We start from the raw sequence: 12,034 nt of genomic DNA, 5'->3' as shown, positions 1-12,034 counted from the left end.
GACGGCGCCCTGCGGTGCGCCGGAGGAGAGCGGGGACAGTGAGCAGGGTCATCGCCGGGATCGCCGGGGGACGGCGGCTGGTCGTGCCGCCCGGCCGGGACACCCGGCCGACCAGTGACCGGGCCCGGGAGGGGCTGTTCTCCACGGTGGGCGCACTACTCGGTCCGCTGGACGGGCTGCGGGTCGCCGACCTGTTCGCCGGGTCCGGCGCGGTGGGCCTGGAGGCGCTGTCACGGGGCGCGGCCCACGCCCTGCTGGCCGAGTCGCATCCCCGCGCGGTCAAGGTGATCCGGCAGAACATCGCCGCGCTCGGGCTGTCCGGCGCCGAACTGGTCGCCGACCGGGTGGAGCGGCTGCTGCGGCGCCCCCCGGCCGAGCCCTACGACCTGATCTTCCTCGACCCGCCGTACGCGGTGACCGACGAGACGGTGACCGGGCTGCTGGAGGCGCTGCGCGACCACCGCTGGCCGGCCGGTGACGCCCTGGTGGTGGTGGAGCGGGCGGCGCGCGGCCCGGCGCTGCGCTGGCCGGACGGATACGCCCCGGAACGGGACCGCCGCTACGGCGAGGCCGTCTTCTGGTACGGGCGGGCCACCGGCTGAACGCCCGGTGAGGTCGGCCACCGTGGAAAGGGGTATGCCGGGCGAAAGCCGGGTTGGACCGGTTTGGTACCGTCGCGCCGCGGATCGTCCCTCGTGGAGCGGGTGGCGAGTTTGGCCGAAGGAAGGGATCTCCTCGTGCGCCGTGTCCTTTGTCCTGGGTCGTTCGACCCCGTAACCAACGGGCACCTAGACATCATCAGCCGGGCGTCCAAGCTCTACGACGAGGTCGTCGTCGGCGTGCTGATCAACGTCTCCAAGACGAGCCTGTTCACCGTGGACGAGCGCGTGGAGATGATCCATGAGGTCACCAAGGAGTACGGCAACATCAAGGTGGACAAGTTCCACGGCCTGACCGTGGACTACTGCCGCCAGCACGACATCCCGGTGATCGTCCGGGGCCTGCGCGCGGTCAGCGACTTCGACTACGAACTGCAGATCGCCCAGATGAACCACCGGATGTCGGGGGTGGAGACCATGTTCATGGCCACCAACCCGCTGTACGCGTTCCTGTCCTCCAGCCTGATGAAGGAGGTCGTCAAGTACGGCGGCGACGTCTCCGGGCTGGTCCCCGAGGTGGTCCACCGGCGGCTGGAGGAGCGGTTGCGCCAGGAGTGACGGCCCGGCCGCGGGGCTTCGAGTTGGGTCCCGTCCCGGCTGTTGGGTACCCTTGTTGGTCGGCGCCATTCGGCCATCGCCAGACGACCACGATCCATCATGTCGCACGAAAGCAGGAAAGCCCTGGACCGCCTCGATCCGCGTGCCCCGCTGGTGCTCGACACCCGAGCCCTGGACCGGCGCCCCGGATCGATGCGAGAGCTGACCCGTACCGTGCCGGCCCCGGCGGATCTGGGCGTGGAGATGGTCGGCGTTCCCGAGGGCACGGACATCGAGCTGGATCTGCGGCTGGAGTCCGTGATGGAGGGCGTGCTCGTCACGGGCACGGCGCGGATGCCCCTCACCGGGGAGTGCGCGCGCTGTCTGGACCCGCTGGAGGACACCTTCGAGGCGGAGTTCCAGGAGCTGTTTGTCTACCCCGACACCCGCTCCGGCGGGGAGGCCGAGGAGGACGAGCGCCGGATCGAGGGAGATCTGATCGATCTCGAACCGGTGCTGAGGGACACGGTGGTGCTCGCGCTGCCGCTGTCCCCGCTGTGCCGGGACGACTGTCCCGGACTGTGCCCCGACTGTGGTGTACGGCTGGCAGACGCCGGACCCGACCACCACCACGAGGTCGCCGACCCCCGATGGGCGGCGCTGCGGGGCCTGACCGACCAACGAGAAGAAAAGCAGGAGGGCTGAAGTGGCCGTCCCCAAGCGGAAGAAGTCGCGCAGCAACACGCGGCACCGGCGCTCGCAGTGGAAGGCCACCGCGCCGAACCTGGTCGCATGCCCGACATGCCGTGAGCCCAAGATCTCGCACCTGGCGTGCGAGAACTGCGGCACCTACAACCGCCGCCAGGTCATCCCGCAGGGCTGACCGGTGACGTCCGGGGGCGGAGCGCGCACAGCGGCCGCCCCCACGGGCGCCCCTGGCGGCGGGCCACGGCCGTGCCGGCCGAGTTCTGCTCCGGGGGCCGCCCGATGCGATGGACAGTCGTCGTAACGACCGCCGGGCGACGGTGCCGGCGAGGCCGCTGCGCCCCGCCGGACCCGGAAAGGGATGGCGCCCGAGGCCGTGGTGCACGCCGGGGATCGACGCTCCGGCGCGCACCTCGTCTTCGTGGAACCTCCCTCGCGGGGCGGTGTCGTCGGCATCGACGCCGTCGGCCGTACCGTCCCGTGCCACCGCGCGGCGGGCACCCCACGTCCGCGAGGAGGACCCGTGAGCGGAAAGGCGGCCCCCGGCCCCGCCCCCGACCGTGCCGAACTGGAGCGCGCGCTGGGCGTCTCGATCGACGAGGCGCTGCTGGAGCGGGCGCTGACGCATCGTTCCTACGCCTACGAGAACGGCGGCCTGCCCACCAACGAGCGCCTGGAGTTCCTGGGCGACTCGGTGCTGGGGCTGGTCGTCACCGACACCCTGTTCCGCGGCCATCCCGACCTGCCCGAGGGACAACTGGCCAAGCTGCGCGCCGCGGTGGTCAACATGCGGGCGCTGGCCGGGGTGGCCCGGTCGCTGGGCGCCGGCGCGCACATCCGGCTGGGCCGCGGCGAGGAGGGCACCGGTGGCCGGGACAAGTCCTCGATCCTGGCCGACACCCTGGAGGCCCTGATCGGCGCGGTCTACCTCGACCACGGGCTGGATGAGGCGGCCAAGCTGGTGCATCGGCTGTTCGACGGGCTGATCGATCGTTCCGCCAGCCTCGGCGCGGGCCTGGACTGGAAGACCTCGCTGCAGGAGCTGACCGCCGTCGAGGAGCTGGGCGTCCCCGAGTACCACGTGGCCGAGAGCGGCCCGGACCACCAGAAGACCTTCCGCGCCACCGTGCGGGTCGGCGGGGTCACCTACGGCTCCGGCGAGGGCCGCAGCAAGAAGGAGGCCGAGCAGCACGCCGCCGAGGCCACCTGGCACGCCATCCGCGAGCTGGCCGCCAAACGCCAGGTCGAGCAGGTCGAGCAGGCCGAGCACGCGGAGCAGGGCGAACGGACCGCTCCGGCGGACGGCGGCTGAGGTGCCCGAGCTGCCCGAGGTGGAGGTCGTCCGCCGGGGACTGGACCGCTGGGTGAGCGGCCGCACCGTCACCGCGGTCGAGGTGCTGCATCCGCGGGCGGTCCGCCGCCAGCCGGGCGGCGCCGACGACTTCGCGGGCCGGCTGGCCGGCCGTACGATCGCCGCCGCCCGCCGCCGGGGCAAGTACCTGTGGCTGCCGCTGGCCGGCGGCGAGGGCGCGTTGCTGGCCCATCTGGGCATGAGCGGCCAGTTGCTGGTCGGTGAGCCGGACCGGGCGCCGGAGAGGCATCTGAGGGTCCGCGTCACGTTCGCCGACGACGGCCATGACCTGAGGTTCGTCGATCAGCGGACCTTCGGCCACGTCATGGTCACCGAGCTGGTCCCCGACGCCTTCGCCGCCGGGGACGGGCCGGGCGCCCCGGAGATCGACGGGACCGTTCCCGAGCCGGTGGCGCACATCGCGCCCGACCCGCTGGAGGAGGCCTTCGACGAGGAGGCGTTCTACCGGGCGCTGCGCCGCAAGCGCACCGGCATCAAGCGGGCGCTGCTGGACCAGTCGCTGATCAGCGGGGTCGGCAACATCTACGCCGACGAGGCGCTGTGGCGGGCCCGGCTGCACTGGGCCCGCGCCACGGAGAATCTCACCCGCGCGGAGGTGACGCGGGTGCTCCAGGCGACGCGTGAGGTGATGTCGGCCGCGCTGGCCGTCGGCGGCACCTCCTTCGACAGCCTGTACGTGAACGTCAACGGCGAGAGCGGTTACTTCGAACGGTCCTTGGAGGCGTACGGGCGGCGGGACGAGCCGTGCCGGCGGTGCGGCACGCCCATTCGCCGGGACGTGTTCATGAACCGTTCCTCCTACAGTTGCCCCGGCTGCCAGCCCCGGCCGCGCCGCCCCAGACTCTGATTTCCTACGATCGTGCCGTGGCGGGCAACGATCCGATACGGCTGACGGCCTGGGCGCGCGGACGCGTCCAGGGAGTGGGTTTTCGCTGGTGGGTACGGTCGCGGGCGCTGGAACTGGGGTTGGTGGGCTCGGCCACCAATCTGTCCGACGGCCGGGTGGAGGTGGTCGCCGAGGGGCCCCGCGATTCCTGTGAACGGCTCCTGGAACTGCTGCGCGGGCCGGGCGCCCCGGGAAGGGTCGCCGGAGTGAGCGAACGTTGGACCGATCCCCGCGGTGGCCTGGACGGATTCGTTGAGCGGTGACGGGTAGGGGAAACCGGTTTGTACCTGCTAAACTTGTGTCGACAGGTTGTTACCGGCCCGTGATGTCCATCTTGACCGACACCCCGGCTGGTGCGACTCTAGATGATACGCGCACCGTAATGAACGCTCATCGGGCGCGATTCCTGCTGGTTGCTCAGCGTGGAGGACCCTTAGTCATGGCGAAGGCTCTACTCGGCCACGTCGGCGGTCCCGACCCTCGGATGGTCGCGGAGATGCGACGCCTTCAGCGGCGAGTACGTGATCTGGAAGCCGAGCTCGTCCGGCTTCAGGCGGAGAACGACGCGCTGGCCGCGGAGGCGCGCGAGGACGTGCTGTCTCTCGGAGTGAAGGACCGCGAACCGGCACTGACGTAACGGGTGCCGGTACGGAAAACACAGGGACGTCGGAAGTCGGCGTCCCTTATGTTTTGCCCTTTTCGTACCCCGGCCGTGCCGGGCCTACACCCCATGACCTGCGCATTCTTGCCGTAGCGAGGACGTAACGCGGGCGAACGTGGCACATTGGGAACAAGCAGGTGGCCACGGCCGCGGTCCGCTGCGTGAGCAGGCACGGGCGGTATCGTTCGCACTGGTCGGGAGCGAGTCGGGGGCGTCGCCGTTCCGGGTGCGGAGCGTGATCCCCGAGGGAGGGCAAGGAGAGTCCGCGCGTGTACCTCAAGAGTCTGACGTTGCGCGGCTTCAAGTCCTTCGCGTCCTCCACCACCCTGCGCTTCGAGCCCGGCATCACCTGCGTGGTGGGGCCGAACGGGTCCGGCAAGTCCAACGTCGTGGACGCCCTGGCCTGGGTGATGGGCGAGCAGGGCGCCAAGTCGCTGCGCGGCGGCAAGATGGAGGACGTCATCTTCGCCGGCACCGCCAGCCGCCCCCCGCTGGGCCGCGCCGAGGTCGTGCTGACCATCGACAACTCCGACGGCGCCCTGCCCATCGACTACACCGAGGTCACCATCAGCCGGCTGATGTTCCGGTCGGGGCAGAGCGAGTACGCCATCAACGGTGATCCCTGCCGGCTGCTGGACGTGCAGGAACTGCTGTCGGACTCCGGCATCGGCCGGGAGATGCACGTGATCATCGGCCAGGGCATGCTGGACGCCGCGCTCAACTCCGGCCCCGACGGGCGGCGCGCGGTGATCGAGGAGGCCGCCGGGGTCCTCAAGCACCGCAAGCGCAAGGAGAAGGCGCTGCGCAAGCTGGAGGCGATGCAGGCCAACCTGACCCGCGTCCAGGACCTCACCGGCGAGCTGCGCCGCCAGCTCAAGCCGCTGGGCCGGCAGGCCGAGATCGCCCGCCGGGCCGCCGTCATCCAGGCCGAACTGCGCGACGCGCGGGCCCGGCTGCTGGCCGACGACCTGGTCACCCTGCGCACCAGGCTCGACCAGGAGGCCGCCGACGAGGCCGCGGTCAAGCGCCGCCGGGCCGAGGTCGAGCAGTCCCTGGCCGCCGCGCAGGAACGCGAGGCCGTGCTGGAGGCCGAGGAGCAGGCCGCCGCGCCCGTGCTGGCCCGGGCCCAGGACACCTGGTTCCGGCTGTCGTCGTTGAAGGAACGATTGCAGGGCGTGGCCAACCTGGCCGCCGAACGCCACCGCAACGCCTCCGAGGACACCGGCGAGGAGCGGCGCGGCCGCGACCCCGAGGACATGGAACGCGAGGCCGTCGCGATCCGCGAGCAGGAGGACCTGCTGCGCGCCGCCCTGGAGGAGGCTCAGGAGGGACTGTCGGTCACCGTGGAGGCCCGCGCCGAGGCCGAGGAGGCCCTGCGCGAGGAGGAGCGCCGCCTGCAGGCCGCCGCCCGGGCCGCCGCCGACCGCCGCGAGGGCCTGGCCCGGCTGCGCGGCCAGGTCGGGGCGCTGCGCAGCAAGGCCCAGGCCGGCGAGTCGGAGATCGGCCGCCTTGCCGAGGCCCGCGCCGACGCTGCGCGGCGGGCCGAGGCCGCGCAGGCCGAGTATGAGGCCTACGACGCCCAGGTCGCCGAGGACCCGGAGCTGGCCGCCGAGCACGAGATGGCGCAGGAGGCGCTGGCGGCGGCCAAGGAGGCGGTCGAGGCCGCCCGCGCCGCCGAGGACGGTCCCCGCCAGGCGCTCAAGGCCGCCCGCCAGGCTGTCGCGGCGGCCCGCGGCGCCGACCAGGCCGCCCAGAAGGACGTCGCCGCCCTCCAGGCCCGTATCGAGGCGCTGGAGCTGACGCTGGGCAGCGCCGCCGACGGCGGCGAGGTGCTGCTGTCGGCGGGCCTGGACGGGGTGCTCGGCACCGTGGCGTCCCAGCTCACCGTGGAGCCCGGCTACGAGACGGCCGTGGCCGCCGCGCTGGGCGAGGCCGCGCAGGCCATCGCCGTCGGCTCGCTGGAGACCGCGCGGGCCGCGCTGGCGCTGCTGCGCGCCAAGGACGCCGGGCGCGCCGGGCTGGTCGTCGGCGACGGCCCGGCCCCCGACGAGCCGCAGGCGCCGGGGCTGCGGTACGCGGCCGACGTGATCACGGTCCCCGACGCGCTGCGCCCCGCGCTGCGGGCCCTGCTGCGCGGCCTGGTCGTGGTGGACGACCTGGACGCCGCCGCTGAGCTCGTCCGGCGCGAGCCCGCCCTGCGGGCCGTCACCCGGGACGGGGACCTGCTCGGGGCGCACTGGGCGCAGGGCGGCGGCGCAGGCGGCGCCCAGGGCCTGCTGCAGATGCGCGCCACCCTGGACGAGGCGGTCGAGGCGCTGGAGGCCGCCCGCGCCCAGGCGGAGGAGTCGGCGTCCGCGCTGGCCGCCGCCGCCGAGGCCGAGGCCGCGGCCCAGGCGGCGCTGGAGGACGCCCAGGCGGCTGTCCACCAGGCGCAGAGCGGCGTCAACCAGGCCCAGGCCGTCCTGGACCGGGCGCGCGGCAGGCTGCGGGAGTTCGAGGCGCAGGCCGCGCAGGAGGCCAAGCACGCCGCCCGACTGGAGGCGGCGGTGCGAGCGGCACGTGGCGAGGTCGAGCGGCTCGGCAAGGCGCTGGACGCCGCGAACCAGGCCCGCGAGCACGACCTGCGGGCGGTGGCCGAGCTGGAGGCTCAGCTGGCCGAGGCGGAGGCCGCCGCCGAGGTCGCCGACGACCTCGGCGAGGACACCGAGACCAGGGAACTGCTCGCCGAGCGGGTCCAGCAGGCCCGCTCCGCCGAGATGGAGGCCCGGCTGTCGGTCCGTACCGCCGAGGAGCGGGTGCAGGCGATCGCCGGGCGGGCCGACGCGCTGGAGCGGGGCGCGCGGCGCGAGCGTGAGGAGCGCGCCAGGGCCGCCGCCCGACGGGCCCGCCGGCGGCGGCAGGCCGAGGTCGCCCGCGCCGTGCTGGCGGGCGCCCGGGCCGCGCTGGAGCGGATCGAGCTGTCCCTGCACGCCGCCGTCGCCGAACGGGAGGCCGCGCAGCGGGCCAAGGCCGACCGCGAGGCCGAGCTGAAGGTGGTACGCACCCAGGTCCGGGAGCTGTCCTCCCAGCTGGAGAAGCTGGTCAACGTGGTGCACGGCAGCGAGGTCGCCCGCGCCGAGCAGCGGCTGCGGCTGGAGCGGCTCCAGGAGCGGGCGATGGAGGAGATGGGGCTGGAGGTCGCCACCCTGATCGCCGAGTACGGCCCCGATCAGCTCGTTCCCCCGGCGCCCGACGCCGAGGAGGACGCCCGGCCCGAGCCCTACGACCGGACCGTCCAGGAGAAGCGGGCCAAGGCCGCCGAGCGCAAGCTGAACCAGCTCGGCAAGGTCAACCCGCTGGCGCTGGAGGAGTTCGCCGCCCTGGAGGAGCGGCACGCGTTCCTGACCTCCCAGCTGGAGGACCTCAAGAAGACCCGCCGCGACCTGCTCACCGTGGTCAAGGAGGTGGACGACCGGGTGCAGCGGGTGTTCGCCGAGGCCTTCGCCGACACCGCCCGCGAGTTCGAGCGGATCTTCACCCGGCTGTTCCCCGGCGGGGAGGGCCGGCTGGTGCTCACCGACCCCGAGGACATGCTCGCCACCGGCGTGGAGGTGGAGGCCCGCCCGCCCGGCAAGAAGGTCAAGCGGCTGTCGCTGCTGTCGGGCGGGGAGCGGTCGCTGGTGGCGATCGCGATCCTGGTGGCGGTGTTCAAAGCCCGCCCCTCCCCGTTCTACGTGCTCGACGAGGTCGAGGCGGCGCTGGACGACACCAACACCCAGCGGCTGCTGGGCATCCTGGAGGAACTGCGGGAGTCGTCCCAGCTGATCATCATCACCCACCAGAAGCGCACCATGGAGGGCGCCGACGCGCTGTACGGCGTCAGCATGCGCGGCGACGGCGTCACCCAGGTCATCAGCCAGCGGATGCGCGAGCGGGAATCGGCCTGATCGGCGTTTTTCCGGGCATGTCCGCAAGGCCCGGAGAACACGGGCCGTCCCGCCGTCCGCTCCGGGGAACTGCCGGTGGCCTTGGCGATGGCCTTGGTGATGGCATGGCGGGGTGTCTGGAACACTGGTGGGCGCTATGGAACCTGTGATCCTCCTCATCATCGCGCTGGCCGTACTCGCCGTCGTGGTGGGCGGACTGCTCCTGCTGAGGCCCGGGCGCCGCACGACCCGCCCGCCCGCTCCGCCGCCGCCGTCGCAGCCGACCGGCGAGGGCTCGACCGCCGTCCTGGAACGAGAGGCGGCGCCCACGCTGGAGCGCGCGCCGCCGGCGCCGCCGGCCGAGCCGGTGGCGCCGCCCAAACCGGAGATCGAGGTCCCGCCGCCGTCGGCGGGCCGGCTGGTCCGGCTGCGGGCCAGGCTGGCGCGGTCCCAGAACGCGCTGGGCAGGACGCTGCTGGTGCTGCTGTCGCGGGATACGCTCGACGACGAGGCCTGGGAGGAGATCGAGGACACCCTGATCGGCGCCGATATCGGCGTGACGGTGTCCCGGGAGATCACCGAGGCGCTGCGGACCCGGGTGCAGGTGCTGGGCGCCCGCACCCCCGCGCAGGTCCGTGGGCTGCTCCGGGAGGAGCTGCTCAAGCAGGTCAGCGACGGGTTCGCCGAGGACACCGACCGGGGGCTGCGCACCGCGCCGCACGGCACCCGGCCCGCGGTGGTGATGGTGGTCGGCGTCAACGGCACCGGCAAGACCACCACCTGCGGGAAGCTGGCGCGGGTGCTGGTCGGTGACGGGCGCAGCGTCGTGCTGGGCGCCGCCGACACCTTCCGCGCCGCCGCCGCCGACCAACTGGAGACCTGGGGCGCCCGGGTGGGTGCCCAGGTGGTGCGTAAGGACGAGGGCGCCGACCCGGCCAGCGTCGCCTTCGACGCGGTCAAGCGGGGCGTCGACGGCAAGGTCGACACGGTGATCGTCGACACCGCCGGCCGGCTGCACACCAAGACCGGGCTGATGGACGAGCTCGGCAAGGTCAAGCGGGTGGTGGAGAAGCAGGCCGCGGTGGACGAGGTGCTGCTGGTGCTGGACGCCACCACCGGTCAGAACGGCATGCAGCAGGCCCGGGTGTTCGCCGAGGTGGTCAACGTCACCGGCATCGTGCTGACCAAGCTGGACGGCACCGCCAAGGGCGGCATCGTGATCGCGGTGCAGCGCGAGCTGGGTGTGCCGGTCAAGCTGGTGGGACTGGGCGAGGGCCCTGACGACCTGGCGCCGTTCGAGGCGGAGGCGTTCGTGGACGCCATCATCGGAGACTGACCGTCATCTGGGCGCGGGCGCCCCACCCTTCGCGGGGTGGGGCGCCTTTCCCTTTCCGGAGGGATGCCAAACGTCGCTCATCCCATAGCGGGATCGGGAACCCCGGTGCCTTGGAACGCACCAGCGGTGAGATTTCGGAAACACTTCCGAAACATCACGGGTACGGGTTTCACACCCTTGAAACACCGGGGGCGTTCGGGTGAAACCACGGGGCCGGAACCTCTAACGCAGTCAGACGTTCCGTGCCGAGGAGGGGCTCTCTCCGAGATGAAGATCGACAGCGGTAGTACCGCCTGGGTGCTGGCCAGCGCCGCACTCGTGCTGCTCATGACCCCCGGCGTGGCCTTCTTCTACGGAGGCATGACCCGGGCCAAGAGCGTACTGAACATGATGATGATGAGCTTCGTCAGCATGGCCACCGTGGGCATGGTGTGGGTGCTGTACGGCTATTCGCTGGCTTTCAGCGACGGCGGCGGCCTCAACAGTTTCATCGGCGGCCTGGGCGACTGGGGCCTGGTCGGGCTGGAGACCTCGGCGACCACCGACGACGGCAGCGGCATCCCCTCGCTGGTCTTCGTGGCCTTCCAGGCCACCTTCGCCATCATCACCGTCGCGCTGATCAGCGGTGCGATCGCGGACCGTGCCAAGTTCGGCGCCTGGGTGGTGTTCACGGTCGTGTGGGCCACCCTGGTGTACGCCCCGATCGCCCACTGGGTGTGGTTCTTCGGCCCCGAGGACGGTGAGGGCGGTTGGATCGGCGCCGGGCTGGGCGCGCTGGACTTCGCCGGCGGCACCGTGGTCCACATCAACGCCGGTGCGGCCGCGCTGGCGCTGGCGCTGGTGCTGGGCAAGCGCAAGGGCTGGCCGCGCGACCCGATGCGCCCGCACAACCTGCCGTTCGTGCTGCTGGGCGCCGCGCTGCTGTGGTTCGGCTGGTTCGGCTTCAACGCCGGCTCCGCGCTGGGCGCCAACGGGACGGCCGCAGTCGCCTTCATCAACACCCTCGTCGCCACCAGCGCGGCGGCCTTCGCCTGGATCGTGGTGGAGAAGCTGCGCGACGGCAGCTCCACGACGCTGGGCATCGCCTCCGGCGCGGTGGCCGGCCTGGTGGGCATCACCCCGGCCTGCGCGTTCGTCACCCCGCTGGGCGCCATCGCGCTGGGCCTGGTCACCGGGGCCGTGTGCGCCTTTGCGGTCAGCCTGAAGTACAAGCTGGGCTATGACGACTCGCTCGACGTGGTCGGTGTGCACATGGTCGGCGGCATCGTCGGCGCCCTGCTGATCGGCATCCTGGCCACCACGGCCGTCAACGAGGCCGGCGCCGACGGGCTGCTGGCCGGCGGCGGCGTCGGGCTGCTGGGCAAGCAGGCGGTCGGCGTGGTCGCCACGCTGGCGTACTCCTTCGTCGTCACCTTCATCATCGGCAAGATCATCGACATGACGATGGGCTTCCGGATCGGCGAGGAGGACGAGGTCGCCGGCATCGACAGCACCTCGCACGCCGAGACCGCCTACGACTTCGGCGGCATCCACGCCGGTGCCGGGGCGGCCGCCCCGCTGCCCTCGGCGAAGGTCGCCGACAGTGCCCCCACGAAGGTTGAGGCATAGCCATGAAACTGATCACCGCGGTCATCAAGCCGTTCAAGCTGGACGAGGTCAAGGCCGCCCTGGAGACCTTCGGGGTCAAGGGCCTGACCGTCAGCGAGGCCAGCGGCTACGGCCGGCAGAAGGGCCACACCGAGGTCTACCGCGGCGCCGAGTACAAGGTGGACCTGGTGCCCAAGCTGCGGGTCGAGGTGCTGGTGGACGACGCCGACGCCGAGGACATCATCGACGTGATCGTCAAGGCGGCGCAGACCGGCAAGATCGGTGACGGCAAGGTCTGGGCCGTGCCGGTCGAGACGGTCGTGCGGGTCCGCACCGGGGAGACCGGCGCCGAGGCCCTGTAACCGGGGCCTCGGATCGGGGGAGCG

At 72.5% G+C, this 12,034-nt stretch carries 12 protein-coding genes; all 12 read left to right on the top strand.

Translation table 11 applies throughout. The features are described 5' to 3' along the window. Nucleotides 1–38: 38 nt before the first annotated feature. The 12 genes from rsmD to C4U03_RS31555 all read left to right on the top strand — a co-directional run bounded on the left by rsmD (nt 39) and on the right by C4U03_RS31555 (nt 12,010). Nucleotides 39–602, top strand: coding sequence for a 16S rRNA (guanine(966)-N(2))-methyltransferase RsmD (gene rsmD, locus C4U03_RS31610; protein WP_103943102.1), 564 nt, complete (start codon nt 39–41; stop codon nt 600–602). 135 nt (nt 603–737) lie between these two features. Further along, entirely contained in the window at nt 738–1,217 is a 480-nt protein-coding gene (gene coaD / locus C4U03_RS31605; protein ID WP_146087587.1) for a pantetheine-phosphate adenylyltransferase, read from the top strand. 99 nt (nt 1,218–1,316) lie between these two features. Then, complete coding sequence (locus tag C4U03_RS31600; protein WP_103943098.1) at nt 1,317–1,901, top strand: YceD family protein; 585 nt, start codon at nt 1,317–1,319, stop codon at nt 1,899–1,901. 1 nt (nt 1,902) lies between these two features. Then, nucleotides 1,903–2,079 carry a 50S ribosomal protein L32 gene (gene rpmF, locus C4U03_RS31595; protein WP_103943096.1) on the top strand — a complete coding sequence of 59 codons (177 nt, stop codon included), beginning with the start codon at nt 1,903–1,905 and terminating at the stop codon, nt 2,077–2,079. 345 nt (nt 2,080–2,424) lie between these two features. After that, a complete protein-coding gene (gene rnc, locus C4U03_RS31590; RefSeq protein WP_200827601.1) occupies nt 2,425–3,213 on the top strand; it encodes a ribonuclease III in 789 nt (262 codons plus the stop codon). Nucleotide 3,214: 1 nt separating this feature from the next. After that, nucleotides 3,215–4,120 (top strand): bifunctional DNA-formamidopyrimidine glycosylase/DNA-(apurinic or apyrimidinic site) lyase, encoded by a 906-nt coding sequence (gene mutM, locus C4U03_RS31585; RefSeq protein ID WP_103943094.1) that lies wholly within the window; start codon nt 3,215–3,217, stop codon nt 4,118–4,120. 17 nt (nt 4,121–4,137) lie between these two features. Next, nucleotides 4,138–4,422 carry an acylphosphatase gene (locus tag C4U03_RS31580; protein WP_103943249.1) on the top strand — a complete coding sequence of 95 codons (285 nt, stop codon included), beginning with the start codon at nt 4,138–4,140 and terminating at the stop codon, nt 4,420–4,422. A 176-nt stretch (nt 4,423–4,598) separates the two neighbouring features. Then, a complete protein-coding gene (locus C4U03_RS31575; protein ID WP_103943092.1) occupies nt 4,599–4,796 on the top strand; it encodes a hypothetical protein in 198 nt (65 codons plus the stop codon). A gap of 293 nt (nt 4,797–5,089) precedes the next feature. Then, on the top strand, nt 5,090–8,746 hold the full coding sequence (smc, locus tag C4U03_RS31570) for a chromosome segregation protein SMC (protein WP_103943090.1): 3,657 nt from the start codon (nt 5,090–5,092) through the stop codon (nt 8,744–8,746). A 136-nt stretch (nt 8,747–8,882) separates the two neighbouring features. Further along, the gene (gene ftsY, locus C4U03_RS31565) at nt 8,883–10,061 is read left to right on the top strand and encodes a signal recognition particle-docking protein FtsY (RefSeq protein WP_103943088.1); all 1,179 of its coding nucleotides are present in this window, start codon (nt 8,883–8,885) and stop codon (nt 10,059–10,061) included. Between the two features lie 267 nt (nt 10,062–10,328). Then, a complete protein-coding gene (locus C4U03_RS31560) occupies nt 10,329–11,669 on the top strand; it encodes an ammonium transporter (protein WP_103943086.1) in 1,341 nt (446 codons plus the stop codon). A gap of 2 nt (nt 11,670–11,671) precedes the next feature. Continuing rightward, nucleotides 11,672–12,010 carry a P-II family nitrogen regulator gene (locus C4U03_RS31555; RefSeq protein WP_103943084.1) on the top strand — a complete coding sequence of 113 codons (339 nt, stop codon included), beginning with the start codon at nt 11,672–11,674 and terminating at the stop codon, nt 12,008–12,010. Nucleotides 12,011–12,034 lie beyond the last annotated feature (24 nt).

This window comes from Thermomonospora echinospora, assembly GCF_900108175.1.
GTDB classification, from domain to species: Bacteria; Actinomycetota; Actinomycetes; order Streptosporangiales; family Streptosporangiaceae; genus Thermomonospora; species Thermomonospora echinospora.
Note: the sequence above shows the minus strand (reverse complement) of the source record. Positions and strands in the feature narration are given on the sequence as shown.